This is a genomic window from Arenibacterium sp. CAU 1754, from assembly GCF_054482635.1.
This window is the reverse complement of the sequence record NZ_JBTLRG010000001.1, coordinates 532,345-559,149: the sequence shown is the minus strand read 5'-3', so window position 1 is coordinate 559,149 and position 26,805 is coordinate 532,345. Positions and strand designations below refer to the sequence as shown.

At 60.5% G+C, this 26,805-nt stretch carries 26 protein-coding genes and 1 tRNA gene; 15 read left to right on the top strand and 12 right to left on the bottom strand.

The genetic code is table 11. The features are described 5' to 3' along the window. Window positions 1–116 precede the first annotated feature (116 nt). Window positions 117–3,800: a vitamin B12-dependent ribonucleotide reductase gene (locus ACXYMO_RS02735; RefSeq protein WP_458877116.1), complete on the top strand. Its 3,684-nt coding sequence runs from the start codon at window positions 117–119 to the stop codon at window positions 3,798–3,800. 361 nt (window positions 3,801–4,161) lie between these two features. Here the strand turns inward: ACXYMO_RS02735 and ACXYMO_RS02730 are convergent, their stop codons facing one another. Further along, window positions 4,162–4,665 (bottom strand): RNA polymerase sigma factor, encoded by a 504-nt coding sequence (locus ACXYMO_RS02730; RefSeq protein WP_458877115.1) that lies wholly within the window; start codon window positions 4,663–4,665, stop codon window positions 4,162–4,164. A gap of 261 nt (window positions 4,666–4,926) precedes the next feature. On the opposite strand from ACXYMO_RS02730, the gene ACXYMO_RS02725 reads away from it, so the two are divergent. Continuing rightward, a complete protein-coding gene (locus ACXYMO_RS02725; RefSeq protein ID WP_458877114.1) occupies window positions 4,927–5,166 on the top strand; it encodes an EF-hand domain-containing protein in 240 nt (79 codons plus the stop codon). A gap of 106 nt (window positions 5,167–5,272) precedes the next feature. Here the strand turns inward: ACXYMO_RS02725 and ACXYMO_RS02720 are convergent, their stop codons facing one another. After that, window positions 5,273–6,823 (bottom strand): trimethylamine methyltransferase family protein, encoded by a 1,551-nt coding sequence (locus ACXYMO_RS02720; RefSeq protein WP_458877113.1) that lies wholly within the window; start codon window positions 6,821–6,823, stop codon window positions 5,273–5,275. Between the two features lie 421 nt (window positions 6,824–7,244). Here ACXYMO_RS02720 and ACXYMO_RS02715 point away from each other — a divergent pair, with 421 nt between their 5' ends. After that, window positions 7,245–7,760 carry an outer membrane protein gene (locus ACXYMO_RS02715; RefSeq protein WP_458877112.1) on the top strand — a complete coding sequence of 172 codons (516 nt, stop codon included), beginning with the start codon at window positions 7,245–7,247 and terminating at the stop codon, window positions 7,758–7,760. A 28-nt stretch (window positions 7,761–7,788) separates the two neighbouring features. Here the strand turns inward: ACXYMO_RS02715 and ACXYMO_RS02710 are convergent, their stop codons facing one another. Then, complete coding sequence (locus ACXYMO_RS02710; protein ID WP_458877111.1) at window positions 7,789–8,973, bottom strand: pyridoxal phosphate-dependent aminotransferase; 1,185 nt, start codon at window positions 8,971–8,973, stop codon at window positions 7,789–7,791. Window positions 8,974–9,255: 282 nt separating this feature from the next. Here ACXYMO_RS02710 and cysS point away from each other — a divergent pair, with 282 nt between their 5' ends. The 3 genes from cysS to ACXYMO_RS02695 all read left to right on the top strand — a co-directional run bounded on the left by cysS (window position 9,256) and on the right by ACXYMO_RS02695 (window position 13,145). After that, window positions 9,256–10,626 (top strand): cysteine--tRNA ligase, encoded by a 1,371-nt coding sequence (gene cysS / locus ACXYMO_RS02705; RefSeq protein ID WP_458877110.1) that lies wholly within the window; start codon window positions 9,256–9,258, stop codon window positions 10,624–10,626. A gap of 136 nt (window positions 10,627–10,762) precedes the next feature. After that, a complete protein-coding gene (cimA, locus tag ACXYMO_RS02700) occupies window positions 10,763–12,385 on the top strand; it encodes a citramalate synthase (protein WP_458877109.1) in 1,623 nt (540 codons plus the stop codon). Then, window positions 12,369–13,145 (top strand): squalene/phytoene synthase family protein, encoded by a 777-nt coding sequence (locus tag ACXYMO_RS02695; RefSeq protein WP_458877108.1) that lies wholly within the window; start codon window positions 12,369–12,371, stop codon window positions 13,143–13,145. The genes cimA and ACXYMO_RS02695 overlap by 17 nt, the downstream gene beginning before the upstream one ends. Window positions 13,146–13,149: 4 nt before the next feature. Here ACXYMO_RS02695 and ACXYMO_RS02690 read toward each other — a convergent pair whose 3' ends face one another. Further along, window positions 13,150–14,391 (bottom strand): MFS transporter, encoded by a 1,242-nt coding sequence (locus tag ACXYMO_RS02690; RefSeq protein WP_458877107.1) that lies wholly within the window; start codon window positions 14,389–14,391, stop codon window positions 13,150–13,152. 134 nt (window positions 14,392–14,525) lie between these two features. On the opposite strand from ACXYMO_RS02690, the gene ACXYMO_RS02685 reads away from it, so the two are divergent. Genes ACXYMO_RS02685 through ACXYMO_RS02670 form a run of 4 tightly spaced genes read left to right on the top strand, consistent with a single transcriptional unit; the run spans window position 14,526 to window position 16,672 of the window. Beyond that, the gene (locus ACXYMO_RS02685) at window positions 14,526–15,158 is read left to right on the top strand and encodes a DNA-3-methyladenine glycosylase family protein (RefSeq protein ID WP_458877106.1); all 633 of its coding nucleotides are present in this window, start codon (window positions 14,526–14,528) and stop codon (window positions 15,156–15,158) included. Beyond that, the gene (locus tag ACXYMO_RS02680; RefSeq protein WP_458877105.1) at window positions 15,155–15,820 is read left to right on the top strand and encodes an alpha/beta hydrolase; all 666 of its coding nucleotides are present in this window, start codon (window positions 15,155–15,157) and stop codon (window positions 15,818–15,820) included. Before ACXYMO_RS02685 ends, ACXYMO_RS02680 begins: the two co-directional genes overlap by 4 nt. 1 nt (window position 15,821) lies before the next feature. Further along, on the top strand, window positions 15,822–16,316 hold the full coding sequence (locus ACXYMO_RS02675) for a GNAT family N-acetyltransferase (RefSeq protein WP_458877104.1): 495 nt from the start codon (window positions 15,822–15,824) through the stop codon (window positions 16,314–16,316). A gap of 56 nt (window positions 16,317–16,372) precedes the next feature. Next, window positions 16,373–16,672, top strand: coding sequence for a putative quinol monooxygenase (locus tag ACXYMO_RS02670; protein ID WP_458877103.1), 300 nt, complete (start codon window positions 16,373–16,375; stop codon window positions 16,670–16,672). 16 nt (window positions 16,673–16,688) lie between these two features. Here the strand turns inward: ACXYMO_RS02670 and ACXYMO_RS02665 are convergent, their stop codons facing one another. Both ACXYMO_RS02665 and ACXYMO_RS02660 read right to left on the bottom strand, forming a co-directional pair. Then, window positions 16,689–17,126 (bottom strand): VOC family protein, encoded by a 438-nt coding sequence (locus ACXYMO_RS02665; RefSeq protein WP_458877102.1) that lies wholly within the window; start codon window positions 17,124–17,126, stop codon window positions 16,689–16,691. Between the two features lie 12 nt (window positions 17,127–17,138). Next, the gene (locus ACXYMO_RS02660; RefSeq protein ID WP_458877101.1) at window positions 17,139–17,705 is read right to left on the bottom strand and encodes an rRNA large subunit pseudouridine synthase E; all 567 of its coding nucleotides are present in this window, start codon (window positions 17,703–17,705) and stop codon (window positions 17,139–17,141) included. Window positions 17,706–17,998: 293 nt separating this feature from the next. Between ACXYMO_RS02660 and ACXYMO_RS02655 the strand changes: the two genes are divergently transcribed. Beyond that, the gene (locus ACXYMO_RS02655) at window positions 17,999–18,583 is read left to right on the top strand and encodes an HNH endonuclease (protein ID WP_458877100.1); all 585 of its coding nucleotides are present in this window, start codon (window positions 17,999–18,001) and stop codon (window positions 18,581–18,583) included. Between the two features lie 732 nt (window positions 18,584–19,315). After that, on the top strand, window positions 19,316–20,083 hold the full coding sequence (locus tag ACXYMO_RS02650; protein ID WP_458877099.1) for a hypothetical protein: 768 nt from the start codon (window positions 19,316–19,318) through the stop codon (window positions 20,081–20,083). A gap of 121 nt (window positions 20,084–20,204) precedes the next feature. On the opposite strand, the gene ACXYMO_RS02645 is transcribed toward ACXYMO_RS02650, so the two are convergent. Beyond that, window positions 20,205–21,248: an ornithine cyclodeaminase gene (locus tag ACXYMO_RS02645; protein WP_458877098.1), complete on the bottom strand. Its 1,044-nt coding sequence runs from the start codon at window positions 21,246–21,248 to the stop codon at window positions 20,205–20,207. Window positions 21,249–21,260: 12 nt separating this feature from the next. After that, the gene (gene rocF / locus ACXYMO_RS02640) at window positions 21,261–22,187 is read right to left on the bottom strand and encodes an arginase (RefSeq protein ID WP_458877097.1); all 927 of its coding nucleotides are present in this window, start codon (window positions 22,185–22,187) and stop codon (window positions 21,261–21,263) included. Window positions 22,188–22,296: 109 nt separating this feature from the next. Here rocF and ACXYMO_RS02635 point away from each other — a divergent pair, with 109 nt between their 5' ends. Continuing rightward, window positions 22,297–22,728, top strand: coding sequence for an Lrp/AsnC family transcriptional regulator (locus ACXYMO_RS02635; protein ID WP_458877096.1), 432 nt, complete (start codon window positions 22,297–22,299; stop codon window positions 22,726–22,728). 25 nt (window positions 22,729–22,753) lie between these two features. On the opposite strand, the gene ACXYMO_RS02630 is transcribed toward ACXYMO_RS02635, so the two are convergent. Beyond that, a complete protein-coding gene (locus ACXYMO_RS02630) occupies window positions 22,754–23,215 on the bottom strand; it encodes a disulfide bond formation protein B (protein ID WP_458877095.1) in 462 nt (153 codons plus the stop codon). Next, a complete protein-coding gene (locus ACXYMO_RS02625; protein WP_458877094.1) occupies window positions 23,212–23,790 on the bottom strand; it encodes a YqaA family protein in 579 nt (192 codons plus the stop codon). Before ACXYMO_RS02625 ends, ACXYMO_RS02630 begins: the two co-directional genes overlap by 4 nt. Window positions 23,791–23,934: 144 nt before the next feature. Between ACXYMO_RS02625 and ACXYMO_RS02620 the strand changes: the two genes are divergently transcribed. Beyond that, window positions 23,935–24,020, top strand: a tRNA-Leu gene (locus ACXYMO_RS02620). A 278-nt stretch (window positions 24,021–24,298) separates the two neighbouring features. On the opposite strand, the gene ACXYMO_RS02615 is transcribed toward ACXYMO_RS02620, so the two are convergent. Beyond that, window positions 24,299–25,099, bottom strand: coding sequence for a hypothetical protein (locus ACXYMO_RS02615; protein WP_458877093.1), 801 nt, complete (start codon window positions 25,097–25,099; stop codon window positions 24,299–24,301). Here ACXYMO_RS02615 and ACXYMO_RS02610 point away from each other — a divergent pair. After that, a complete protein-coding gene (locus ACXYMO_RS02610) occupies window positions 25,052–26,128 on the top strand; it encodes a Hint domain-containing protein (protein WP_458877092.1) in 1,077 nt (358 codons plus the stop codon). The genes ACXYMO_RS02615 and ACXYMO_RS02610 overlap by 48 nt on opposite strands. Before the next feature lie 30 nt (window positions 26,129–26,158). On the opposite strand, the gene ACXYMO_RS02605 is transcribed toward ACXYMO_RS02610, so the two are convergent. Then, a complete protein-coding gene (locus ACXYMO_RS02605; protein WP_458877091.1) occupies window positions 26,159–26,773 on the bottom strand; it encodes a nucleotidyltransferase family protein in 615 nt (204 codons plus the stop codon). Window positions 26,774–26,805: the final 32 nt, after the last annotated feature.

Here is a 26,805-nt window from a genome sequence, read left to right as displayed (position 1 = left end):
AGGCAGGTGGAAAATTCTGTTCTATCCATAGGCGAAAATGCGACCCGCGTAGACGGGTTTGGTCGGGACATTTTGCCTGATCGTCGGGAAATGCTGGAAACACAGAGGCAGCGCAAATGAAGATTGAGAGAAAATTTACGAAATCCGGTAAAGACGCCTATGCCGAGTTGGACTTTGTTTCAGCCACGTCTGAAATCCGTAATCCCGATGGAACGGTTGTGTTCCGCCTTGAAAATATCGAAGTCCCCAGCAGCTGGAGCCAGGTCGCAAGCGACGTGATCGCGCAGAAGTATTTCCGCAAGGCCGGTGTTCCCTCCCGCTTGAAAAAAGTCGTGGAAAAGGATGTGCCCGAGTTCCTGTGGCGGTCCGTTCCTGACGGCAAAGACGTGGAAATGGGCGGCGAAACCTCCTCCAAGCAGGTGTTTGACCGGCTTGCCGGCGCCTGGGCTTATTGGGGCTGGAAAGGAGGCTACTTTACCACCGAAGAAGACGCACGCGCCTATTACGATGAAATGCGGTTCATGCTCGCGGCGCAGAAAGCGGCGCCCAACAGCCCGCAGTGGTTCAACACCGGTCTGCACTGGGCCTATGGCATTGACGGTCCGGCACAGGGTCACCATTACGTTGACCACGCGACGGGCAAGCTGACCAAATCCACGTCAAGCTATGAACATCCCCAGCCGCACGCCTGCTTTATCCAAGGTGTGCAGGACGATCTGGTGAACGAAGGCGGGATCATGGACCTGTGGGTCCGTGAGGCACGCCTGTTCAAATACGGGTCCGGCACCGGCACCAATTTCTCTCACCTGCGCGGCGAGGGCGAGGCCCTGTCGGGCGGTGGCAAGTCGTCGGGTCTGATGGGCTTCCTCAAGATCGGCGACCGCGCAGCGGGCGCGATCAAATCGGGCGGCACCACGCGCCGCGCGGCCAAGATGGTCATCGTCGATGCAGATCACCCCGATATCCAGGACTTCATCAACTGGAAGGTTCTGGAAGAGCAGAAGGTTGCCAGCATCGTAGCCGGCTCCAAGATGCACGAGGCCAAACTGAACGGCCTGTTCGCAGCGATCAAATCCTGGGATGGTACGGCCGAGGACGCCTATGATCCCAGCGTGAACCCCTCGCTCAAAGAGGCGATCCGCGAAGCCAAGAAGGTCGCGATCCCGGAAACCTATGTGAAACGGGTTCTGGATTACGCCAAGCAGGGCCACACCAGCATCGAATTCCCGACCTATGACACCGATTGGGATTCCGAGGCGTATAATTCGGTTTCGGGCCAGAACTCGAACAACTCGATCCGCGTGACCAATGCTTTCCTGACCGCGATCGAAAAGGACGCCGATTGGGAATTGATCAACCGCACCGACGGATCCGTGTCCAAGGTGATCAAAGCGCGTGACCTGTGGTCGCAGGTCGGCCACGCCGCATGGGCCTGTGCCGATCCCGGAATTCAGTACCACGACACCGTGAACGAATGGCACACATGCCCCGAAGATGGTGAAATTCGCGGGTCAAACCCTTGTTCCGAATACATGTTCCTGGATGACACGGCCTGTAACCTGGCGTCGATGAACCTGCTGACCTTCTTCAAGGACGGTGAGTTCCAGGCAGCCGACTACATGCATGCCTCGCGTCTTTGGACCGTGACGCTGGAAGTCAGCGTGATGATGGCGCAATTCCCATCCAAGGAAATCGCGCAACTGTCCTATGACTTCCGCACCCTCGGTCTGGGCTATGCCAATATCGGCGGCCTGCTGATGAATATGGGCTACGGCTATGACAGCGACGAGGGCCGCGCCCTCTGCGGTGCGCTGACCGCGATCATGACCGGTGTGGCCTATGCCACCAGCGCCGAAATGGCGTCGGAACTGGGCCCGTTTGCCGGGTACAAACGCAACGAAGATCACATGCTGCGCGTTATCCGCAACCACCGCAACGCCGCCTATGGCGCGACGGACGGGTATGAAAAGCTGGCCGTGAAACCGGTACCGCTCGATCACAAGAACTGCCCCGACGCCCGCTTGGTCGATCTGGCCATGTCGGCCTGGGACGAGGCGCTGAAACTGGGTGAAAAGCACGGCTATCGCAATGCGCAAACCTCGGTCATCGCGCCCACCGGCACCATTGGTCTGGTCATGGATTGCGACACCACCGGGATCGAGCCTGATTTTGCCCTGGTGAAGTTCAAGAAACTGGCCGGTGGCGGCTATTTCAAGATCATCAACCATTCGGTTCCCGCCGCATTGGAAAAGCTGGGCTATGGCTCGGCCGAGATCGAGGAAATCGTGTCTTACGCTGTGGGTCATGGCAGCATCGGTAACGCGCCGGCCATCAACCACACCACGCTGGCGGGCCACGGGTTCGGTCCCAACGAACTGGCCAAGGTCGAGGCCGCGCTGGAAAGCGCGTTCGACATCCGGTTCGTGTTCAACCAGTGGACCCTGGGTGAGGAGTTCTGCACACAGGTTCTGGGCATCCCGGCCGAAAAGCTGAACGATCCGACCTTTGACCTGTTGAAATCGCTGGGCTTTTCCAAGGCCGACGTGGACGCCGCCAATGACCACGTTTGCGGAACCATGACCCTGGAAGGGGCGCCGCACCTGAAGGAAGAGCACTATCACATCTTCGACTGCGCCAACGCTTGCGGCAAGAAAGGCAAGCGTTACCTGAGCGTGAACAGCCACATCCACATGATGGCCGCAGCGCAAAGCTTCATCTCGGGTGCGATTTCGAAAACGATCAACATGCCCAACGACGCAACCATAGAGGATTGCCAGAAGGCGTATGAGCTGAGCTGGAGCCTCGGCGTCAAGGCAAACGCACTCTACCGCGATGGTTCGAAACTGAGCCAGCCTCTGGCCGCATCGCTGGTCGAAGACGATGACGACGCCGCCGAGGTTCTGGAAAGCGGATCGCCGCAGGAAAAAGCGGCGGTTCTGGCCGAAAAGATCGTCGAAAAGGTCATCGTCAAGGAAATCGTCAAATCGCACCGCGAAAAGATGCCTCAGCGCCGCAAGGGATATACCCAAAAGGCCATCGTTGGCGGGCACAAGGTGTACTTGCGCACGGGCGAATACGAAGACGGCAACCTGGGCGAAATCTTTATCGACATGCATAAAGAGGGCGCCGGGTTCCGCGCGATGATGAACAACTTTGCCATAGCCGTGTCCGTGGGCCTGCAATATGGCGTGCCGCTGGAAGAGTTCGTTGACGCCTTTACCTTCACCAAGTTCGAACCGGCCGGCATGGTTCAGGGCAACGACAGCATCAAGAACGCGACCTCAATCCTTGATTATGTGTTCCGCGAACTGGCGGTGTCCTACCTCGACCGGACCGATCTGGCACATGTCAAACCCGAAGGCGCGTCCTTTGACGACCTGGGGCGCGGCGAAGAGGAAGGCGTGTCCAACATTTCGGAAATGTCCGAAAGCGCGGCAAGCAAGTCCTTGGAAGTGCTGAAACAAATCAGTTCGACCGGGTATCTGCGCAAGCGTCTGCCGCAAGAGCTGGTGGTGCTGAATGGTGGCCAGGCCGTGATGCGGGGCGCGTCGATTACCACGGCGGGTGACCCGGTCAGCGCCTTGCAGACACTGGTCCCCGAAGCCGGTGCCGCAATGGCCGTCAACGCCGCCTCGACAACCGCCGTGTCCTCGGGGACCGTTTCGATGGACCTGCGCACCAAGGCCAAGATGCAAGGCTACGAAGGCGATCCCTGCGGTGAATGCGGTAACTACACATTGGTGCGCAACGGCACCTGCATGAAGTGCAACACCTGCGGCGGCACCTCGGGCTGCAGCTAAGGAACCGCGCCCCAAAAGGCGCGTAGGGGTCCCGGGCTGCCACGGTTGACCGGACCCCGACGAAACACAAAGACAGGTGTCCCAAAGTCAAACGGGGCGCTTTGACCAGATAGGGTGGGGGCGGACTATCAGTCCTTGCCCACCTTCACACGGGGCGGGTGCGCTCGCCCCCGACGACGTTCAGGCCGCAGGCAAAAAACACCGGGCGGTAAACTAATCGAGCTTGAACGGCGAAACTTTCAAGGGGGGCAACTGCCCCCCTATTTTTTTCACCTTTTCAATCAGGATGACGTGGGGCGGGCCGAAGGGGCGCTGGCCGCTGAAATGCCCCCGCATTTCCCGACGTCTTTCCAGTCCGCGTTCACCCGATCAGCGCGCTGGCGGGGTGATCGTCCGGCAGGCCCAGATCACAGCGCAGGTGTGCGCGCGCGCGGGCCAGCCGTGACATGACGGTGCCGACCGGCTGACCCGTCAGCCGGGCCAGTTGGATCGGGCTGGTTTCACCCTCTGCCACCAACGCCATCAGCCGGGCCTGCTCTGCGGGCAGGCGCAACAGCGCCGCCCGCATCTCGGCGCAGGCAATGCGTGCGGGGGCGTCGGGCAGGGTGCTGGCCGTATCCTCCTGCAATTCGTCAAATGGGCGGCGCGCGCGCCAATGGGATCGCGCCAGATTGTGCAGGACGGTCATCGCATAGGCCTGCTCATCCAGAATGTCGGCCCCGGCCTGGCGTTGCATCCAGATCTTGAGAGCGGCATCCTGAACAAGGTCTGCGGCCTCATGCGGGCAGGTGGTCAGACGATATGCGCGCCGCGTCATGGCGCGCAGTAAATCGGTGGACAGGGTCTGCGTCTTCTCAGTCGTCATGGCATCAACCTCCGATAAGAAAAGCGGTGGCACAGTCCTGCACCGCCGGATGAGGCGTTGAAAAGATGGGGCTTTTCCGCCGAGCGGGGGAGTGTGGCCTTTTTCGGCGGCGCGCCGCGCAGGGCGCAGGGCGCAATCAGCGGGCTTTGGCGCGTTCCTCTGGTGGTCGGCTGATCGTGGGACGCAAACCCGATTTTCCACGTCTGACTGTTCGAGGGCGCAAAACCGCGTCTTCGGTTAAACCTGAATGGAGACTGAATTATGAAAACGATCTTCCTGACGACAGCAATTGCCCTGGGTCTGAGCACCGCGTCCTGGGCGGCAACCGAACTGGACACAAACGGCGACGGCATGCTGACGCTGGACGAGGTTCAGGCGGTTTATCCCGATGTGACGCCGGAAACTTTTTCGTCAATGGACGTGAATGCAGATGGCGCGCTGGACGATGACGAAGTCGTCGCCGCGCAAGAAGCAGGCATGATGCCCAAAACCGAAGGCTGATCGCCAGGGTTTGCCGATCCGCGCCTGTGCATACGGTAACGAGGTCGGGCGTTTCACACCGGGCCGGCAATCTGCGCCCGACCTTCCCCAAAGGTCGGGCGTTTTCCTATTTCGGTAGGTAGATGTTGAATGCCTCCCGAATGGCCGCATCCGTGGCCGGATCAAACCGGGCCGCGGCCCGGTCCGCCAGGATCTCTTCCTTGCGGGCAATCGCGCGGGCGATCAGGTCCGGTTTACCCCGTTCGTCCCATTCCTTGGGCGAGGTCCGGTCGGCCAGGCACGGGTAAACGTAATCGGTCTGCATCCGGCTCAGGGTTTGATCCGAGCCGAGGTAATGGCCCGGTCCGCCCAGACAGGTGGCCCGAATGGTTTCAAGCGAGACAGAGTCTTCGTCGACCTCGATGCCGCGCACGCAACGCAGCGCCTGACCGATCAGATCGTCGCCCAAAATCAGGGATTCGTGACAGAACCCAAGCAGCGAGGCGTGCATGCCCGCGGCCTCGTACACCATGTTCAGCCCGGACAGGCCCGCCATCACGTTCGAGGTCGCCTGTTCCCAGCCCGCCTGCATATCCGGCAGTTTGGCATCGGCAATCCCGGCCGCGGCCCCGCCGGGCAGGTCATAGAAGTGATGCATCTGGGCGCACCCTGCGGTCAAAAGGGCCTGTTCACCGCTGCCGCCCGACATCGCACCGGTCCGCAGATCCGACACAAAGGGCCAGGTTCCGAAAATCGCCGGATGGCCCGGACGCACCGCGTTGACATAAACAAGCCCGGCCAGACATTCGGCCATGGCCTGAACGATGGCCCCGGCAATCGGGGCAGGGGCGGTGGCGCCTGCCTGTCCCGCGCTCAGCAGCACGATGGGCATGCCGCCCGCAATGCAGGCCTCCATCACCTGGCAGGATTCGGTGGCGAATTTCATCGGCGGAACGACAAAGCAGTTCGAGTTGGAGACGAACGGGCGCTCGCGCCATGTCGTCTCATCGCCCGCGATCATATGCAAAAGCCGAAAGGCATCCGGAACAAAGCTGGGTTCGGTAAAGGATGTGCCGACATGTTTGGTCGTGCCCGCGCAACAGGCATAGAGCGTGTTCAGATCCATATCGTGGTTATCGGGAATATCGCGACAGACCATGGGGCGTTGCAAGAAATGGATATTATCCAGCCGGTCGGTAATGCGCGCCGCATCGTGCAGATCCTGCACGGTGCATTCGCGGTATTCCCGGGTTTGGACATCCACCAGATGGACGGCTGCACCGGCGGTACCGTAATGCACGTTCTGCCCGGCCAGGGTCATGTCATGCGCCGCATCACGCCCGAACAGGGTGATGGACCGGTTTGCACGCGCGATGGTGTCCTCGATCAAGGCACGGGGAAACCGGATCCGCCCATCGGTGCCCAGGGTCGCCCCGGCAGAGGTCAGATAGGCGATCCCGCTGTCGGGCGCATCGGCCAGACCGATCTGCTCAAGGGCATCGAGCGCGGCCTGATGGATTCGCTCCATGCCATCGTTGCTGAGGGGTTTGTATCGCCCCCCTGTCAGTCCGGGACGGATCGGGCGCAGGTGATCGGCCAAGGGGGCGGCGCGCGCGGCACGCCGCGCGGCTCGGCCACCACTGCGCGACGGGGCGGAGGTGGGTGGTTGTTCGTTCATATGGGGTGCCTTGCAGGGGAGAATGAGGGGTGATGCAGAAAATCAAACCCGCATCGGCCTGCCACGGGCGGCAAGGCCACGCGCCGCCCCGATTGTGCGGCTGACAAGGGTGATCTTGCTGAACTGACCCTGCATCGCGTCTCCTCTTACAAGGTCAGAATGGCTGCAGTCCGCGGCTTTCGTCTGTTCTGATTGCGACCCGCAAAAACGACCTTTTCGGGGACATAGTCCGGCCGGACCGGCCATTTTCTGCGTAGGCAAGCCGCATATCTCGGCAGGTTTTGGCCGATGAATTTTCAAGCGTCTCCGCTTAACTTGTATCAGTGCGAGACCGAGCCATATCGCAGATAATAAGAAATAAATTGAAATTGGACGTGCCGTCAGGGCCCGTTCGATCTGAACAGAGCAAGGAGAAGGTACGATGAAGACATTGATTTCAGCCGGTATCATGGCCCTTATGGCTGGTCCAACTCTGGCCGCTGACTGGACCGGGGGATATCTGGGTCTGGGCGTCGGATATGGCGACGTCAGCGTTTCTGGCGGTGTCCAAGGCGGCAACGATGTTACATATGGTATCCATGGCGGTTACGATTACGACTTTGGCGATTGGGTCGTCGGTGCCGAACTGGAATATGATCGCGCCGATATCGCGATCGCGGGCGGCGCGCAGAACGTGGACAACGTCGGGCGGCTGAAATTCAAGGCCGGGTATGATTTCGGCTCGACACTGGGTTACCTGGTTCTGGGTGCGGCACGCGCCAGCACCACGCTGGGCAACGATACCGGTGCGATCTACGGCCTTGGCCTTGCCTATCAGGTCAATCCGCAATGGACGGTAAGCGGCGAAGTGCTGCGGCATGATTTCAACAATTTCAACGGCACCGGCCTTGATGTTGACGCCGATACGATCAATGTCCGCGTCTCGATGCGGTTCTGATACCGACCGAATGAATTGACCGGTGCCGTCAGCGGGCGGCGCCGGCCGCGCACCGTTGGGCAAAATCGCACAGCGTTTGCAGGGCCGAGGCGAACTCCTCATCTGGAATCGTCATTGCAACGCGCACATGCCCTGCCGCAGACGTTCCAAAACTTTCGCCGGGCATAACGGCGATATGATGGGCATCGAGCAAAGCGTTCGCGAAAGCCTCGCCATCCAGCCCCGTTTTCCTGACATCCAGCATGACATACATCGCCCCCTGTGACGGGACCGCGCCGACCGTGTTCTGGCAGGCAAGTATGTCATTGGCCAGATCCCTGCGGCGCCGGAACGGTGCGCCCACCGTTTGTTCAAGCGCGGGACCGGTGCCAAGCGCAAACGTCGCCGCGTCCTGAACAAAGCCCGGCACACCATAGGTCGTGTGCGTGGCCAGATTGATCAGGTGCTCGACCGCTTCGGCCGGGCCAATGATCCATCCACAGCGCGATCCGGTCATCGCATGGGATTTCGACATTGATCCCACCACAAGCGTTCGCTCGACCATGTCGGGCAGGGCGCGGGGCGACACATGCTCGCCCTCCCAGACCTGGGTGTCATAAACCTCGTCCGAAATCAGCCACAGATCATGCTCCTGACAGACTGCGGATATCGCGTTCAGCGTGTCGCGCCCATAGATCGCGCCGGTCGGATTGTTCGGAGTGTTGATTAGCAGGGATGAGGCACCGGGCGCATGGGCGGCAATGTCGCCGGCGCGCGGCTGAAACCCGTCGCTGGCATGTGTTCCGATCGCGACCGGCCGCGCCCCGACGCCCCGGATGGTGCCGGGGTAGGTGGCGTAATAGGGGTCGATGAACAGGGCGGTGTCGCCCTCATCGCAGGCGGCGTGATGGGCGGCGAACAGGGCGGCCTGTCCGCCCGGTGTGATCAGGACGTTATCCCGCGATGTCGCGACACCGGTGCGCGCCTGAACCCTGGCCGCAACCGTGTCGCGCAGCGCGTCCGTGCCCGGAACCATGGCATATCCGGTATGTCCGCCCCGGGCGGATGCGTCCATGGCCGCAAGGATCGACGGGTCGGTGCCGATGTCATGTTCACCTATTGTCAGTTCGGTTACCGGCGTGCCGGCGGCGATCATGGCGCGGGCGCGATAGAATACCTCCCAGCCATCCGATCCGCCGCCGGTGAGATGGGTAATCCGATGTGAAAGTTTCATGATGACATCCCTTGCCGTGTTCCGGCCCGGAGAGGGTCAGAGACCGTGCGAATTGTCAATCAGTCCGCGCCAACAATGCGGCGAACCAGGGGGCCGATGATGCCGCTCGGTACACGGGGACTTGGCGTGGCAGGGGCGCTGTGCTAAAGCAACTGCATGAACCGTATCTGCATCATTATCTGCTGCATTCCCTGCTGATCTTTCAGCGGGCCGGTTTCTTTCGTTTTCATCTCTGGAACAAGTTGCTAAGCCCGCGCCAGCGCCCGTGCGAGGACTTGAACCATGACGACGATAAAGCTGCATAACACCCGGACCAGGAAGAAAGAGGATTTCATCCCGATCGATCCGGAAAACGTGCGCATGTATGTCTGCGGCCCGACGGTTTATGACCGCGCCCATCTGGGAAATGCGCGCCCGGTGGTGGTGTTTGACGTGCTCTATCGGCTGTTGCGCCATGTCTACGGCCCCGATCACGTGACCTATGTCCGCAACTTCACGGACGTGGATGACAAGATCAACGCCCGCGCCGCGCAAAGCGGCCGCTCGATCAGTGAGATCACCGCCGAAACCAGCCAGTGGTTTCTGGAGGACATGGCGGCCCTTGGCGCGCTTGAGCCGACCCATATGCCCCGCGCCACGCAATATATCGACCAGATGATCGAAATGATCGAACAGTTGATCGCCAAGGGACATGCCTATGCCGCTGAAGGCCACGTTCTGTTCGCCGTGGACAGCTGGCGCGAGCACTATGGCAAACTGTCGGGGCGCAGCGTCGATGACATGATCGCCGGCGCCCGGGTCGAGGTTGCGCCCTACAAGAAGAACCCGATGGATTTTGTCCTGTGGAAACCGTCCTCGGACGATCTGCCGGGATGGGAAAGCCCCTGGGGCCGGGGGCGTCCCGGATGGCACATCGAATGTTCGGCCATGGCCTATGAACTGCTGGGCGAAAGTTTCGACATCCACGGGGGCGGCAACGACCTGATGTTCCCGCACCATGAAAACGAGATTGCCCAAAGCTGCTGCGCCCACCCCGAAGGGGATTTTGCGCACTATTGGCTGCACAATGAGATGCTGCAGGTCGAGGGCAAGAAGATGTCCAAATCCCTGGGCAATTTCTTTACCGTGCGCGATCTGCTGGATCAGGGCATCCCCGGTGAGGTGATCCGTTTTGTGTTCCTGAGCACGCATTATCGCAAGCCGATGGATTGGACTGAGAAAAAGGCAAAAGAAGCGGAGAAGACGCTGCGCAAGTGGTATGCCAAAGCGGCCGCCGCAGACGCTGCTCCGGCTCCGGACGCCGTTGTGAACAGTCTGGCGGATGATCTCAACTTGCCCGGTGCATTGGCCGAAATGCATCGTCTCGCCAATGAGGGCGACGATGCCGGGCTGAAAGCTGCATTAAAGTTTCTGGGTTTTATGGAAGAGACTGCTCCGTCTTGGACCAAGGGCGGGAAAGTCGATCTTTCCCAATACGAATCTTTGCTCAGCGCGGCGCGTAAAACGGCAATGGAAACCAAGGATTTTTCAGAAGTTGACCGACTGAAAGCGGCGCTGACTGCCGCAGGCGTCATTGTCAAAATGTCAAAGGACGGCGTGACATTGGAAACCGGTCCTGACGTCAGCCTTGCCGAGCTGGAGGCCCTGAAATGATCCTGCCCCAGACCTTTTCGCACAATCACAAGGACGGCGTCCGGCCATGGGGGGGCGTGAAGCGCCCTCCCGTGGGGAGGGTCGGGCGCTGTCCGGGCCTCTGGCCCGAACCTGAATTCCGCAACGGGGATGCCTCATGACCAAAGAGCGGCTTTATATCTATGACACCACCCTGCGGGACGGCCAACAGACACAAGGGGTGCAATTTTCCACCAGCGACAAGATCGAAATCGCAAACGCGCTGGATGAGCTGGGCGTCGATTACATCGAAGGCGGCTGGCCCGGGGCGAACCCGACAGACAGTGCCTTTTTCGACGAGGCCCCAAAGACGCGGGCCAAAATGACAGCCTTTGGCATGACCAAACGGGCAGGGCGGTCGGCGGAAAACGACGATGTTCTGGCGGCGGTGATGAACGCGGGCACCGGCACGGTCTGTCTGGTCGGCAAAAGCCACGATTATCACGTGCAAGAGGCGCTGGGGATCACGCTGGCGGAGAACACGGAAAACATCCGCGCCTCGGTCGCCCATATCGTTGCCCAGGGGCGCGAGGCGCTGTTTGACGCCGAACATTTCTTTGATGGTTATATGGACAACCCGGATTACGCGCTGGAAACCTGCAAGGCCGCGCTGGATGCCGGCGCTCGCTGGATCGTCCTGTGTGACACGAACGGCGGGGCCCTGCCCGAAGAGATCGGGCGCATCGTGACCGAGGTGATCGCCGCGGGTATTCCGGGCGATCATCTGGCCATTCATACCCATAACGACACAGAAAACGCCGTGGCCGGATCGCTGGCCGCGATCCTTGCGGGCGCGCGTCAGGTTCAGGGCACGCTGAACGGGCTGGGCGAACGATGCGGCAATGCCAATCTGACCTCGATCATCCCGACACTGTTGCTGAAGGACCCCTTTGCCAGCCGGTTCGATACCGGCATCACGCCAGAGGCGCTGACCGGGCTGACCCGGATCAGCCGGAAACTGGACGAAATCCTGAACCGGGTGCCGATGCGGCAGGCGCCCTATGTCGGCTCGTCCGCCTTTGCCCATAAGGCCGGGCTGCACGCGAGCGCGATCCTCAAAAACCCGGACACTTATGAACATATCGAACCGTCTCTGGTCGGCAACGAACGCATCATCCCCATGTCGAACCAGGCCGGGCAATCCAACCTGCGCCGCCGTCTGGCCGAGGCAGGGATCGAAGTGGAAAAGGGCGATCCGGCACTTGGCCATATTCTCGAGCGGGTCAAGGAGCGCGAGGATCAAGGCTATGCCTATGACAGCGCGCAGGCCAGTTTCGAACTGCTAGCGCGCGAAGAGCTGGATTGCATGCCAGATTTCTTCGATGTCGAACGCTATCGCGTGATTTCGGAACGGCGCCGCAACGCAAAGGGGCAGGTCGTCGTGGAGTCCGAAGCGGTGGTCACCGTGCAATTGCGCGACGGGTCAAAGCGGACGGGCTATTTCAAGAACGAACATCCCCAGGACATGCAGGATGACGGCCCGGTCAATGCGCTGTGGCAGGCTCTCAAATCCGACCTCGGGCCGTATCAGGCCCAGACCGAGGATATCCGCCTGACGGACTTCAAGGTGCGCATCACCAATGGCGGGACCGAGGCCGTCACCCGTGTCATCGTCGATTTCGAGGATGACGACGGGCGGCGCTGGTCCACGGTGGGGGTCAGCCCGAACATCGTGGACGCCAGTTTCGAGGCGCTTCTGGATGCCATCCGCTGGAAACTGATCCGTGACGTTCAACGCTGATCTGACATCCTGTGCCGCACTGGTGGAACGGGCCGATCCCGACCGGTTCATGGCGGCGATGGCCGCGCCTGTCGCCGCGCGGCGCGTGCTGTTCCCGCTCTATGCGCTCAACGTCGAAGTGGCCCGTGCGCCGTGGGTGACGCAGGAAAGCATGATCGCGGAAATGCGGCTGCAATGGTGGCGCGATGCCTTGGCTGAGATTGCCAACGGAACAAACGTCCGCCGGCACGAGGTCGTAACGCCATTGGCAGAAGCGATCCCCCCCAAGGTGGCCGAGCGCATGGACCGGATGATTGCCGTGCGCCGGTGGGACATTTATCGCGATCCGTTCAAGGATCAGGCGCATTTCGAAGAATATATCGATGAAACCGCAGGCACGTTGATGTGGGCGGCGGCGGCCAGTCTGGGACAGGCCAACGACCTCGTCCTGCGCGATTTTGCTTTTGCCCACGGTGTGGCCAACTGGCTGCGCGCGATCCCCGAGCTTGAGGCGCGGGGCCGTATTCCGCTGATCGACGGGACGCCCGAGGCTGTGTCCAGGTTGGCACAGGATGCTCTGACACGTCTGGCGCGGGCGCGCAAACAAAGGGCCAGCGTGTCGCGGGCGGCCACCCCCGCGCTGTTGGCCGGCTGGCAGACCGGGGCGATCCTGCGTCAGGCGCAGGCCGATCCGCGCCGCATTGCAGAGGGGCGGCTGGGTGTCAGCGAGGCCCGCAAAAGTTTGGGCCTGATGGCGCGCGCCGTCTCCGGGCGCTGGTAACGGGTCAGGCCATTTGTTTGGGCTGAAGCACCAGCCAGATCAGCGCCCCGCCGGCCAGAACAAGGAAGGGGGCCATGGCCATGTTGACGGCGGTCCATCCTTCGACGGCCGAGCCACCGGAACAGTTCATCAATCCACCCGACGCCAGCGAGGCCATGGTGACACCGCCAAAGACCAGCAGATCGTTCAGCCCCTGCATCCGGCCCCGTTCATGCGGTTCGTGTGCACCGGCCAGCATGGTGGTCGCGCCAATGAACCCAAAGTTCCAGCCAACACCCAGCAGGATCAGCGCGATAAAGAAGTTTTCAAGTTCGACACCCTGCAGCGCCACGGCGCCTGCGCCCGCAAGGATCAAAAGGCCAAGACCGACAATCTTTTCCACGCCGAACCGGGCGATCAGATGCCCGGTAAAGAAGGACGGCGCGAACATCGCCAGAACGTGACCCGTCACCACATCCGCAGCGTTGTTCTGGGTGTAGCCACATCCGACAACGGCCAGCGGCGTCGACGTCATCACCAGGTTCATCAGCGCATAGGACACCATGGCACAGATGATCGCGACGAAGATGCGCGGCGTGGTCAGCAACTGCCAGCGGGTGCGCCCATGTCCGACCCCTTCGACCGGGGCAGGCGGTTTGGGAATGTCCAGCGCCAGGAACAGAAAGGCACCCAGCACATTGACCGCCACGACGGCAGCATAGGTTCCAAGGAACGGGATCACGAAGGCGTCGCTGGTCAGTTTCACGATTTGCGGGCCGATGATGGCCGACAGCAACCCGCCCGCCATGACATAGGAAATCGCCTTGGGGCGGAATTCGTCCGATGCGGTATCGGCGGCGGCAAACCGGTAAAAACCATGCGCGCTCATGTAGATGCCGGTCAACAGGCTGCCCAGCAGGAAGATCGGGAACGACCCCAGATAGAGACCGATCGCCCCGACGATGCCCCCGGCCAATCCCCCGGCGGCCCCGACAAAGAACCCGGCGCGCCGGCCCCATTTGTGCATGATGCTGGACAGCGGCGTGGCCGCGATCATCGAACCGAGAACGATCAGCGAGATCGGCAGGGTCGCAAGGCACGCATTGGTTGCCAGCGATTGTCCCGCCAGCCCGCCGATGATGAAGATCATCGGCATCTGGGACCCCAGAAAGGCCTGTGCGATCACAAGGACGAAAACGTTGCGTTTGGCGCGGCTGTGATCGGCGGCGGCCTGTTCGGCGGTGGTGGCGTCGTGTGAAATTGTCATGAGGATTTGCTAGCGTCGAACCGGAGAAGGTACAAGCGCCTTGCGCTGTGTCCGGGCGCGTTTAATGTCCGCAGGATGATGACTCACCCCTTCATTGCACAGGCCCGCTTCATGCAACGTACCGCGTGGTCCCGATGACCCTCGGACGGATCATACACTCGCCCGAGTGCGTGGCCGAGGGCGCGGATTGGCTGGCCGCACGGGACGATCGGTTCCGTTTGGCCCTGACCCAGACCGGGCCGCTGCCGTTGCGCCTGCGCCCGGACGGGTTCGCGCAATTGCTGAGCGCGATAATCAGTCAACAGGTCAGCGTCGCCTCGGCCAACGCGATCTGGGGGCGGATGAAACAAGCAGGCTTGACCGGCCCGCGCAAGATTGCATGGGCCAGTGACGATGATCTGCGCGCAGTGGGACTCAGCCGTCAGAAGATCAGGTATGCCCGTGCGCTGTCCGAGGCCAGGATCAACTACGCAGTGCTGCGGGAAAAGCCGACGGATCAGGTTATTGCCACGCTGACCGAAGTGCCGGGCATCGGCATTTGGACCGCCGAGGTCTATGCCATGTTCTCGCTGGGGCGGGCGGATGTCTTTGCGCCGGGCGATCTGGCCCTGCAGGAGGCCGCGCGCCTGTTGTTCGATCTGGGGGACCGGCCGCGCGAACGCGAGTTCAGAAAGATGGCCGAAGACTGGTCGCCGTGGCGGTCGGTTGCGGCGCGGCTGCTCTGGGCCTATTACCGCATTGCAAAAGAGAAGGAAGGGATCAGATGACCAGGGTTTTGAAAGCGGGCCGCAAGGGGCCTTTGTCCGGGGACACCCGGTCAGTTGTCGTATTCCTGCATGGCTATGGTGCCAACGGTGCCGACCTTTTGGGGTTGGCCGATCCGCTGGGTGAACATCTGCCCGACACCTTGTTCGTGGCCCCCGATGCGCCCGAAACCATCCCCGGCATGCCGATGGGTTTCCAGTGGTTCCCGATCCCGTGGATCGACGGGTCAAGCGAGGAAGAGGCCGAACGCGGCATGCGTGCGGCGATCGACGATCTGAACGCCTTTCTTGATGCGCTGATGGTGGACGAGGATGTCTTGCCGGAACAGGTGGTTCTGTTCGGGTTTTCGCAAGGCACGATGATGGCGCTGCATGTGGCCCCCCGGCGCGAGGATTCGGTTGCCGGTATCGTTGCCTTTTCCGGTCGCCTTTTGTCGCCCGAAGTGCTGGTGGACGAGGTTGTCGTGCGCCCGCCCGTCCTGCTTGTGCATGGGGATGCGGACGATGTCGTTCCGCCACAATCCCTGCCCGAAGCTGCAGAGGCGCTGCAGACGGCCGGGTTCGAAGATGTTTATGCCCATATCATGAAGGGCACTGCCCATGGCATCGCACCCGACGGGCTGAGCGTTGCGCTGGCCTTTATGCGGGATAAGCTGAGCCTGTGAAATGAGCGTGTCAACACGGGCGATGGTGGCTGCGGATGTCCCGGCGGCCTGCCGCATTCTCAATCATATCATCGATGCGGGCGGAACGACGGCCTATCTGAACCGGTTTGAAGACGTGGCATTCAAGGAAAAATTCCTGAGCGGTGAAAAAACCCTGTTTTGCCACGTCGCGCTGGATGAACAGGGTGATGTGGTCGGCTTTCAGTGGGTCGGCCTGAACCCTCAACTTCCTCCGGACTGCGGCGATATCGCGACATTCGCGCGCCGCGACCCGCCGGTGCGCGGCGTCGGGCGCAGCCTGTTTGCTGCCACATGCAAGGCCGCAGGGGATAAGGGGCTTTCCCAGATCAATGCCACCATCCGTGCCGACAATGTTCCCGGGCTGGCCTATTATTCAAAAATCGGGTTTCGTGATCATTCGGTCGCCCGCGATATACCTTTGGCCGACGGCGTGCTGGTGGATCGGGTTTCCAAACGTTTCGTTCTGAACGCTTGACCGATCCGCCCCCGCGCGACAGGGTGCCTGCGCATGACAGGGGGAGACATTTGCAAATGATCATAGTCAGCGGAACCATGGAAGTAGAACCCGAAGGCGTGGACGCAATGAAAGACGCCGCCGCGATCATGGCCGTGGAAACGCGCGCCGAAACCGGCTGTATCGTCTATGCTTTCTGGCAGAACATCGAAACCCCCACCGAATTCCGCGTCTACGAGGAATGGGAGGATATGGACTGTCTGAAGGCGCATGCCAAATCCGCCCACATGGCCGCGTATCGGGAAAAACTGAAGAATATCGGTATTCTGGGGCGCGACATCAATCTGTTTGAACCCGGACCCATGACCAAGATCTGAACCGGTTTTCGGATCCTCACAGAGACCACAGACGAGGTTCGGCGAACTCGACCGAATTTCCCGCCGGGTCGCGCACATAAAGTGAATGCGCCCCGTTGGGCCAATCGAATTCGACATCTATCGGCACCTCTGCGGCGACAAGCCGATTGCGCAAGGCCGCGATATCGGCGCGGCTCATGGCAAAGCAGACATGCCCGGGCCCGCGTGCCCCGTGGGGTGGCACGGGCAGGCGCGTGTTTTCCGTCGGGCGTTCGGTCTGATCGGGGTTGAACACCAGCAGGACGGTCGCGCCCACGCGGAAAAAGACGTGCCGCCCGGCAACGCGCAGAATTTCTTCGAACCCGAGGAGATGGCCGTAAAACTGGGCCGCGGCCTCCAGATCGCTGGCATAGACGGCAGCCTCAAGCACGGCCTTGGGCGTCGGTGCCTTGGGGAGAGGGTCAGGAATGGGCATGACCCGAGCGTATCAGCCCCGGCGCGGCCTGTCAGGGGGCGGGGCGACCTTGTCCCATGCGCCGCTGTCCAGCCCGTCCAGCGTATAATCGCCAATGCGATACCGGATCAGGCGCAATGTCGGGTGACCGACCGCTGCCGTCATCCGGCGCACCTGGCGGTTGCGGCCTTCGCGGATGGTCAGGGAAATCCAGCTGTCAGGCACCGACTTCCGGACGCGGATCGGCGGGGTGCGGGGCCAGAGGATATCCGGCTCTTGTATCCGCTCGACCTGGGCGGGCAGGGTCGGGCCGTCCTTGAGATCGACCCCGGTGCGCAACCCGTCCAGCGCGCTGTCGTCGGGGATACCTTCGACCTGAACCCAATAGGTCTTGGCCACCTTGTGTTTGGGGTCGGCAAGGCGGGCCTGCAGGCGGCCGTCATCGGTCAACAGCAGCAATCCTTCGCTGTCGCGATCCAGCCGTCCGGCCGGATACACACCGGGAAGGTCGATGAAATCGGCCAGCGTGCGCCGCCCCTCGCCATCGGTGAATTGCGACAGGACATCGAAGGGTTTGTTAAATCGGATCAGCCGGGCCATGCCCGGTTGCTAGCCAAAGCCGCTGCAAATTGAAACCCCGGCGGGACATCGGTGTGTTGAAACACAAATGTGTATTGAAAGGCGGTCCGTCGCGCACCACTTTCAGTCTGTGGATAACTGTCATTTGCCTGTCACGTAATCTCCGTATCGCTTGGCCGACATATTGTGGTCATTCAAGGCTTGTCAGGGATTAAACACGATATATAGTCATGATGACTCTGGGGCTGATCGTCTGTGGTACAGGCGGGGGAATGCCCGGATGGCGGTGACGAGAGGGAAGGGGAAAGACAACGATGGACGGCGATTTCAGGTCAGAGTTCGTACGCGAACCGGGCGCGCTGAAACAGCATCCGGCACTGGTGCTGAATGCGGATTACCGCCCCTTGTCCTATTACCCTTTGTCCCTGTGGCCCTGGCAGGACGCGATCAAGGCGGCCTGGCTCGACCGCGTCGATATTGTCGCCGAGTATGACGAGGTGGTGCGCAGTCCAAGTACCACCATCAGGATACCGTCGGTGGTAGTCCTGAAAGATTATGTCAAACCTCAAAAGCGCGTGGCCTTCACGCGCTTTAATTTATTTCTGAGGGACGAATTCCGCTGTCAGTATTGCGGCGCCAAGGGTGATTTGACCTTTGACCACGTGGTGCCGCGGGCCTCTGGCGGGGTGACCAGCTGGCAGAACGTCGTTGCCGCCTGCAGCCCGTGCAACCTGAAGAAGGGGGCGAAATCCCTGCATCGCACCGGCATGTCCCTGCGCAAACCGCCCCGTCAGCCGGGGGCCGAAGAGCTACGCAACATGGGCCGGAAATTCCCGCCCAACCACTTGCACGAAAGCTGGATGGATTTCCTCTATTGGGATGCGGAACTGGACGCCTAGGATCGGTGGCGGCGTGCGGACGGTCGGGGTCGAGCCCAAAGCAACCCTTTTCTCAATGTTTTGCGCATCTCCGTTTTTGACTTGAGTCAAAGGCACAGTCAAAAATCCAAGTCTTACTATCTCTCTGAACTCTATTTTGGGGAGGGCGAGAGATGAGAGCATCTTTAAGACCTTTGCGAAATTTAAAAGTATTCGCTGCATTTTTTCTTTTGGTCGCATGCTCTGGCGTTCAAGACACGACTGCCGATGCGACATTGCAACCAGCGTCGAGTGAAGGTGGGGCGCTATCGTCTGTCGCGCCCCGTGCATTGACCGTCGAGCCATTTACAATGCTGAGAGGCGTAGGCGTATTGCCGGGCAGAATAGGTGAGCGGACAACGGTCGGTAACGTCACCATGGGCTATGTCACGCTGAATCCCCCGCCTGAGGCCCTTTTTGCGGAAGCGATCAAGTCCGAGCTGTCTGCTGCTGGCCATAGCGTCGCAGGCGGGCAAACAAACGTATCTGGAGTTGTCGAACGGTTCGAAATCAGCACGCCCGCAACTGCCATTTATTGGGATGTCAGAATAGATGCAGCTCTCAAAGTGTCTGTAGGCAAGACGACACGCAGATACTCGGACCTCTGCGTTTCTCGGACATATGTTTGGCCGTCTGACACGATGATCGCGTCCCTTGCCAGTGCGTGCGTAAGCCGAATTGCCAAGCGTTTCGGTTCTGACAGGAGTATCGCCAATGCCTTGTGATAAAAAACGCTCAAACTCGATTACACGCCGTTCCAAATCACTCATTCTTAGCATGGCGCTGATACTGGCGGCCTGCGCGGAAACACAAGTCGGCGTCCAAAGCGGGGCAAAATCAAGATATCAAGCAATCGCAGTGGTCCCGCACGTGAATGACAATCTTCTTTCAGTGTACCGTAAGAATGAGTTTTCGCAGCCCTGGGTCACTGAAGCGAGAATGGGGTGGGACGCAAACTCGGGCGCAGGTCAGATTGCCAAAGAAATTTTGGGCCGCGCTGGCGCGTCGGTAACGGTCACGCGCGATCAACACAGCGGTTCGGCCAAAGCTGCCGATGCAGTGGTCATTCTGCGGCAAACGCCTTTGGATCAGTTCGCCCAGAGGTACAACCCGGAACAGGACTTGATGCTCAATGTGATCAGTATCGCAGCTGCCGCGTCAGCAGGCGGCATAGCCTATATCATAATCGATGATGAGCGACGCTACCGACCGCGATCAATCCTTGAGATAAGAAAGAGTGACGGGAGCGGACCCAACCACTGCGCAGTTGGTATAACGCCTGCGTTGTCGAACGCGAAAACAGGCGAATTGCTAAAGCAAGGAAGATCGTTGATGGGCGTTGAAAAGTTGCCCGGCAGGCTTTCGGGGCACTCTTGGCAACAACTTACACCGTCTGAAAGATCGACGGTTCTGGCATACTGTCAATCCGCCTTGAGGCGCGCAATTTCCCAATCTTTCGTCGAACTTGGGCTTGTCCGATAGGCGGTGATGCAGGTCTAGGATGTGTTCTCGCCGGAGAGGCGAGTTGAAATTGGCAAAAGCAAACAGGAACAACGGCTTTGGTCCCGCAAACCGGACGTAAAGGACGCCCACATTTCCGGGGCTAGTCCTTGGCCCGCATCAGCATACCGAACAGGTCGCGCGGATCATCCGGGTCGGCCAGCATGTCCAGCGAGTGATAAAGCCCGGTCTGCTCAACCTGATCGCGGACAAAACGCAGGGCGCTGAAATCCTCGATCGCGAAGCCCACACTGTCGAACAGGGTGATCTGCCGGTCCGAGGTCCGCCCCGGTGCCGCGCCCGTCACGACCTTCCATAATTCGGTGACCGGATGGTCCGGATCCAATTGCTGGATCTCGCCCTCGATCCGGGTCTGGGGCGGATATTCCACGAAGATGTCGGACCGGTGCAGAATGGCCGGGGCCAATTCGGTCTTGCCCGGACAATCCCCGCCGATGGCGTTGATGTGCACGCCGCTGCCGACCATGTTGTCGGTCAGGATCGTTGCGTATTGCTTGTCCGCCGTACAGGTGGTCAGAATCTGCGCGCCCTCGATCGCCTGTTCGGGGCTGGTACAGGCCACAACGGACAGCCCGTGACCGCGCAGGTTGGCCGCGCATTTTTCGGTTGCGGCCGGGTCAGTGTCATACAGGCGGACCGTGGTCACACCGCAGATCGCTTTCATCGCCAGCGACTGAAATTCGGACTGGGCCCCGTTGCCGATCATGGCCATCGTCGTGGCCCCCTTGGGCGTAAGATGGCGCGCAACCATGGCCGAGGTCGCCGCCGTGCGCAACGCCGTCAGCAGCGTCATTTCGGACAGCAGAACCGGATAGCCGGTTGCCACATCGGCCAGCAGACCAAAGGCGGTCACGGTCTGAAGCCCGTCTTGGGTGTTCTTCGGGTGTCCGTTGACGTATTTGAACCCGTAGACTTCGCCGTCCGACGTGGGCATCAGCTCGATCACCCCCTCGGCGGAATGCGAGGCGATGCGCGGGGTCTTGTCAAACAGCTCCCACCGTTTGAAATCCTCTTCGATATAACGCGCCAACCCTTTCAGCATCGGTTCGATCCCGATGTGATGGACCAGTTGCATCATGTGATCGACGGACACAAAGGGCACAAGGGCCTTGTCGGATGGGGTCATTTTCGAGGTCCCTCAGCTGTGGGCGCGGGTCGGGCGGTCGAACACGCGGCGGCCCAGGGCCGAGGCCGCAAGGTCGACCATCACCTGTGCCGTGCGCCCGCGTTCATCCAGAAACGGGTTCAGTTCAACCAGGTCGAGCGAGGTCATCAGCCCTGAGTCATGCAGCATCTCCATGACCAGGTGGGCCTCGCGGATGGTCGCGCCGCCGGGAACGCAGGTTCCGACGGCCGGGGCGACCATGGGATCGAGGAAATCCACATCAAGGGACACGTGCAGCATCCCGTTGGCATCGGCAACGCGCGCCAGAAAGGCCGCCAGCGGCCGGCCGATACCGGTCTCATCGATTTCGCGCATGTCGTGCAGGTGGATATCGGTTTGCTCAAGCGCGGCGCGTTCTTCGGGATCGACCGATCGCAGCCCGAGAATACAGATGTTTTCTTGCGGGACCGGGCTCTTGACCTCGGGAAACCCGTCAAACCCGTCGCGCCCGGTGACATAGGCCAGCGGCGTGCCATGCATGTTGCCCGAAGATGTGGTCTTGGGCGTGTGGAAATCGCTGTGCGCGTCCAGCCACAATACGAACTGAGGGCGCCCCTGCGCGGCCGCATGGTTGGCCACGCCCGCCACGCTGCCCAGGGACAGGCTGTGATCGCCGCCAAGAAAGATCGGGACGCCATCGCGCATTGCGTCTTCGGCGGACTGGATCAACGACGTGGTCCAACCGACGGTCTGGTTTGGGGCATGCACGCGCCCGTCGTTCGTGTCGGGCACATGGCTGTCGGGTGCAACATTGCCAAGGTCGCGCACCTCGTGTCCAAGGTCGCGCAAGGCGCGATCCAGACCGGCAGTCCGGTAGGCGTCAGGCCCCATTAGGCAGCCGGTCCGCCGCTTGCCGCTGTCGACAGGGGCTCCGATCAGAATACAGGTTATAGGGGTCATTTACGCCTCGGCAAAAAAACTGATAGATTGAGTATGTTCCAAAATGCGGTGCAAAACAGGTATATTTTGGGTCAATAATTCACCAATATTAACAGAACGGAATATATTTATGGACAAAACGGACGAACGGCTGATCGCCGCTTTGCGTCAGGATGCGCGGGCCTCCCTGTCGGATCTTGCCGCGGGGCTGAGCCTGTCGCGGACAACGGTTCGGTCACGGCTGGAACGGTTGCAGCGTCGGGGTGATATTCTCGGTTTCACCGTCGTTCTGAAAGAGGATGTGCTGCGCGATCCGGTTCGGGGGCTGATGATGATCGGCATCGAGGGGCGCGGAACCGACCGTATCTTGCGCCAGCTACAGGGCCTGAGTGAGGTGCGCGCCATTCACTCGACCAACGGACGATGGGATGTGATCGCCGAATTGGGCACCGAAACCCTTGAGGAACTTGACGCGGCGCTGAGCAAGATCAGAAAACTGGACGGTGTGACAACCAGTGAAACCAGCCTTTTGCTGTCGACCCGGAAATCCGTGCAGCGTTAAGCGACCAGGTCGGTTTCAGCGGTGTTTAACGCGACGCGGTAAAGGCCTTGACCCAGAGCAGGGTAAAACCCAGCGACAAAACGGCATTCCAGCTGGCCATCGACAGGCCCAGCATCTCCCAAGGGACCTCGTCACAGCGCACAAGCGGCGCTGCCATGATCTGATCCAGGAGATCCTGCGCGCTGATGCCGCCCACGGAACCCGATGTGCAGGTTGTCGGACCCTCCCACCAATCCCGCTCGACGCCGGTATGATAGAGACCGATCGCCGCCGTGCTCAGCGCGGCCAGCGCCCCCAGCGTCGGCAGAAGCCGCCCAGGGACGCCCATGGCGATCAGCCCGATCAGAATCGCGGCGGCATGGGGCCAGCGCTGCCAGAGGCACAATTTGCACGGGGGCAGGCCGCCCAGATGCTGAAAGGCAAAGGCCCCCAGAAGCAATGCGGCCGAGCCGCCCATCGCCGCAAAGATCAAGGTGTTGCGCGTCATATGTATTTCACCAGAACAAACCCGCCGATCAACAACGCCACAAACGCCGTGAAAACCAGACCAAGCCGCTTTTCGATAAAGTCGCGCATCGGCGCCCCAAAGCCCCACAACAGGCCAGCCACGATAAAAAAACGAAGCGCGCGGGCCAGAATGGATGTCGCGACGAAGGTGGCAATGGGCATGCCCGTCCAGCCGGACATGATGGTGATCACCTTGTAGGGAAATGGCGTGATGCCCGCGACCAGAACCGCCCAAAACCCGAAATCGTTGAACCGCGTGTTGAATTCGGCCATCGCATCGGCCTTGCCCATCGCCGACAGGATCGGTTGGCCGATCCCTTCATAGGCAAGCGCCCCGATGGCGTATCCCAACATGCCCCCCAGAACCGACGCAACCAGCGCGACAAAGGCGATCAGCCAGGCCCGTGACGGGCGCGCCAGGATCATCGGGATCATCAACACATCGGGCGGGATGGGAAAGACCGAACTTTCGACAAAGGAAACCAGCGCCAGCCACCAGAGAGCATGGGGATGATCGGCCAGTTGCATTGTCTTGTCATAGGTGCGTCGCAGCATGGCGGCTTTTTCCTATCCCCGGAAACGGGCGAATTTCCGAAACGGAAAACCATGCGCCGTGGGTCAGGTCAACCGTCACCAGGGGGGTAAGGTGCTTTTTCGCTCTGGACCTTGAGCCGCGCCGACGTTACATCCTCGCGTGAGGCCCAAGTGGCGGAATGGTAGACGCAGGGGATTCAAAATCCCCCGCCTTTGCGGGCGTGCCGGTTCGAGTCCGGCCTTGGGTACCAGCCTCATCCAAATTGCACCGGTTATGACGGCGCTCCTGATTCAACCGCTTTGTGATTCGGATCAAGCTCTCGGGCTTTGTTTTCAAAGCCTGTGGAACGGCGGATTTTCCAGACCACTGTTTCCGTTTGTGGGGGAAATCGGTCATCCGGCCCGGCATGGCATGGATGTCCCGCAAGGTCAGCTGCGCAACGTATGCGTGTTCACATCAATATCGGTGCCGCGCCAATGCTGTCGTACGCAGGGGAGTTCCATCGCCAATCTCCGCATTTTCTGCGGTTCATCGGCGCAACCTGGGCCACGGCACAACCTGACAGGGAATGCCGTCCAAACGGCACACTGCAATGAGAATGAGCACCGTTACGGTCCGCATGGCTAAACCGCGACTTTTATCTTTCCGCAGAACGTCCTCTGGGATAGAAATGAAGATGCCCACTGGGGGGCGATGTCCGAAAGGACCAACGGGGGCGGGCGCAGGACGCTGCATCACACTGATGTCGTAGACATGCGCGATCGCACGGCGATCAAAGTCACCGATGGTTCGAAAATTGAAATTACTACCGACAGGATAGGTCGGTCTGTTCTTGTGTGTTGAGCGGACTTTTCTTCCATTCCTGTCGCGTTTGGGTCCTGTCGTGCCTTCACGATCTGGCACGAACATTGTTTTTACGCCCGTGCAGGCGCGGGAGGTGCTGCCAGCGCCACGCAGGAGACGCCAATGACGAGTTGCAGTTTTGATAATCCCTATGATGCCGACGTGATCGGCCTGTGGGATTTTCTTTATGTTCGGGACCCCCAGGTTGAGAGCCGCGGCGGCGGTGCTTCCCCGAACGGATTGAAATTCGGACATGGCGGTTTTGGTGGCGGTTGGTTCAATGCAACCGGCACAAACCTTCGTGCGGATGGCGCGCCGGTTCAGCTGGACCAGGGAACGCTTCTCGTTCAGTTCGAATTGATGGAGAATCCTGCGCAGGGCGGCGATCATTTGACCATTTTCAGCCGTGGTCAGGCGGCGGGCTTCGAGCGGGATGGGATGTTTGAGCTTCGTATCCTCAGGGATGGCGCGGTTCAGATCGTTCATCGCGACAGTGGTCAGCGGATGATCCTGTCGACGCAGGGCGGGTTTGCCGACTGCTATGATGTCATCAAAGTAACCTACTCCTGGTCTTCCACCTGCGGAGCGGAGATGCGTGTCGACAACATGACGGACGGACAAAAGTGTAAGATTTCCAGTGATTTAATCGGGATGACCTTTGAGATTTCCAACAGCGAAACCTTTGTCCGCGCAGCACAGAAAAACGACGAAGGGATGCACGGATTGCATCCCGATCGCCGGATCGATTATGTTGCCATTCTGGACAAACCGGTTCTGATGGACGGGGCCGTGACCGTCGAAAATGTTAAAGATGCGCCGTTGGCCGATACCTATGAAATGGCGGCTGGCGATTCTGGCGATGATGCTGATTTCGACGCAGTCTGGATCGACCTCGATGCGACATCGGTCCCCCAATATGAAACGATGACGCCTTGTTTTACGCCCGGCACGCTGATCGCCACGCCCAAAGGCGAACGCAAGGTCGAAGAGCTTGAGATCGGGGACCGCGTGATTACCCGTGACAATGGCATCCGCGAGATCCGTTGGGTCGGACGAAAGCTGCTGACAGGCGCGCAACTCGCGCGGGAAGATCACCTGCGCCCGATCCTGATCCGGGCAGGCGCCCTGGGCGTGAACCTGCCCGAACGCGACATGATGGTCAGCCCGAACCACCGCATTCTTGTCTCCAGCGACAAGACGGCCCTTTATTTCGAGGAGCGCGAAGTGCTGGTTGCGGCCAAACACCTGACCGGGCTGGACGGGGTGGACATGGTGGATGTCAGTTCTGTGACCTATGTCCACTTTATGTTCGACCAGCACGAAATGGTTTTGTCGGACGGCGCCTGGACCGAAAGTTTCCAGCCGTGCAACCAATCGCTCAAAGGGATCGGGAACGCACAGCGCAACGAGATTTTCGAATTGTTTCCCATGCTCAAGACCCAAGCGGGTCTGACATCCTATCCGCCGGCCCGCCGGACGCTGGACAGATACGAAGCCCTGATGTTGCTGCAATAAGGCGGGTATCGGCCTTTATTCCTTGCCGATCTATACGTTCTTTTTACGCCATGCGGTCCAGTCTTCCGGCGTGTCCAGATCCATGCGCGCATGGTTTCCCTGCAGCGGAATCAGTTCGATGTGCCCCTGGGCCGCCTTGATCACGTCGCGTCCGCCGGTGTCGCCGGATAGCTTTGCAAATTCATCGAACAAGGGCGCCGCGAATACGATGGGATGTCCGGGGGCGCCGGTTTCGGTGGTGCCGCGCCAGATCAGAGTAGATGATTGTAAATCAACAGCTTGCAGGATGATCTTTAGGTCATTTAAATCCAGTTCGGGCAGGTCGCCCAACAAAAGCATGGCCGCCGGTGTATCCTGTGGCAGCGCGGCAAAGGCCCGGCGCAACGACGCGTTCATCCCTTCGGAGGCGTCCGGCACAGGCACGATTTGCACATCGATCCCGTCGAGCGCTTCGTATCGCGCGTGCGGCGGCGCGGGCAAGGCCACGATCACCGGGCCGGTCGTGGCCGCGCGCGCAAGTTTGGCCTGCCGCCGGATCAGGGGCTGCCTGTCCACCGGTTCCAACAGTTTGTCGGCCCCGCGCATGCGGCTGGACTGACCAGCGGCCAGCAGAATGATCGGCAGGTCTGAAATTGCGTCTGTCATTGCGCCACTTTAGGCGAGCGGCGCGCAGAGGC

What these genes read in the sequence shown, in the direction of transcription:
- ACXYMO_RS02660 (WP_458877101.1), bottom strand. Translation starts at nt 17,705, where the DNA reads ATGGCCCGGCTGATCCGATTTAACAAACCCTTCGATGTCCTGTCGCAA.
- ACXYMO_RS02655 (WP_458877100.1), top strand. Translation starts at nt 17,999, where the DNA reads ATGGACGGCGATTTCAGGTCAGAGTTCGTACGCGAACCGGGCGCGCTG.
- ACXYMO_RS02625 (WP_458877094.1), bottom strand. Translation starts at nt 23,790, where the DNA reads ATGCTGCGACGCACCTATGACAAGACAATGCAACTGGCCGATCATCCC.
- ACXYMO_RS02680 (WP_458877105.1), top strand. Translation starts at nt 15,155, where the DNA reads ATGACCAGGGTTTTGAAAGCGGGCCGCAAGGGGCCTTTGTCCGGGGAC.
- ACXYMO_RS02670 (WP_458877103.1), top strand. Translation starts at nt 16,373, where the DNA reads ATGATCATAGTCAGCGGAACCATGGAAGTAGAACCCGAAGGCGTGGAC.
- ACXYMO_RS02635 (WP_458877096.1), top strand. Translation starts at nt 22,297, where the DNA reads ATGGACAAAACGGACGAACGGCTGATCGCCGCTTTGCGTCAGGATGCG.
- ACXYMO_RS02710 (WP_458877111.1), bottom strand. Translation starts at nt 8,973, where the DNA reads ATGAAACTTTCACATCGGATTACCCATCTCACCGGCGGCGGATCGGAT.
- ACXYMO_RS02735 (WP_458877116.1), top strand. Translation starts at nt 117, where the DNA reads ATGAAGATTGAGAGAAAATTTACGAAATCCGGTAAAGACGCCTATGCC.
- ACXYMO_RS02725 (WP_458877114.1), top strand. Translation starts at nt 4,927, where the DNA reads ATGAAAACGATCTTCCTGACGACAGCAATTGCCCTGGGTCTGAGCACC.
- rocF (WP_458877097.1), bottom strand. Translation starts at nt 22,187, where the DNA reads ATGACCCCTATAACCTGTATTCTGATCGGAGCCCCTGTCGACAGCGGC.
- ACXYMO_RS02715 (WP_458877112.1), top strand. Translation starts at nt 7,245, where the DNA reads ATGAAGACATTGATTTCAGCCGGTATCATGGCCCTTATGGCTGGTCCA.
- ACXYMO_RS02675 (WP_458877104.1), top strand. Translation starts at nt 15,822, where the DNA reads ATGAGCGTGTCAACACGGGCGATGGTGGCTGCGGATGTCCCGGCGGCC.
- cimA (WP_458877109.1), top strand. Translation starts at nt 10,763, where the DNA reads ATGACCAAAGAGCGGCTTTATATCTATGACACCACCCTGCGGGACGGC.
- cysS (WP_458877110.1), top strand. Translation starts at nt 9,256, where the DNA reads ATGACGACGATAAAGCTGCATAACACCCGGACCAGGAAGAAAGAGGAT.
- ACXYMO_RS02665 (WP_458877102.1), bottom strand. Translation starts at nt 17,126, where the DNA reads ATGCCCATTCCTGACCCTCTCCCCAAGGCACCGACGCCCAAGGCCGTG.
- ACXYMO_RS02720 (WP_458877113.1), bottom strand. Translation starts at nt 6,823, where the DNA reads ATGAACGAACAACCACCCACCTCCGCCCCGTCGCGCAGTGGTGGCCGA.
- ACXYMO_RS02690 (WP_458877107.1), bottom strand. Translation starts at nt 14,391, where the DNA reads ATGACAATTTCACACGACGCCACCACCGCCGAACAGGCCGCCGCCGAT.
- ACXYMO_RS02685 (WP_458877106.1), top strand. Translation starts at nt 14,526, where the DNA reads ATGACCCTCGGACGGATCATACACTCGCCCGAGTGCGTGGCCGAGGGC.
- ACXYMO_RS02605 (WP_458877091.1), bottom strand. Translation starts at nt 26,773, where the DNA reads ATGACAGACGCAATTTCAGACCTGCCGATCATTCTGCTGGCCGCTGGT.
- ACXYMO_RS02630 (WP_458877095.1), bottom strand. Translation starts at nt 23,215, where the DNA reads ATGACGCGCAACACCTTGATCTTTGCGGCGATGGGCGGCTCGGCCGCA.
- ACXYMO_RS02730 (WP_458877115.1), bottom strand. Translation starts at nt 4,665, where the DNA reads ATGACGACTGAGAAGACGCAGACCCTGTCCACCGATTTACTGCGCGCC.
- ACXYMO_RS02615 (WP_458877093.1), bottom strand. Translation starts at nt 25,099, where the DNA reads ATGAACGATCTGAACCGCGCCATCCCTGAGGATACGAAGCTCAAACAT.
- ACXYMO_RS02610 (WP_458877092.1), top strand. Translation starts at nt 25,052, where the DNA reads ATGTTTGAGCTTCGTATCCTCAGGGATGGCGCGGTTCAGATCGTTCAT.
- ACXYMO_RS02645 (WP_458877098.1), bottom strand. Translation starts at nt 21,248, where the DNA reads ATGACCCCATCCGACAAGGCCCTTGTGCCCTTTGTGTCCGTCGATCAC.
- ACXYMO_RS02650 (WP_458877099.1), top strand. Translation starts at nt 19,316, where the DNA reads ATGCCTTGTGATAAAAAACGCTCAAACTCGATTACACGCCGTTCCAAA.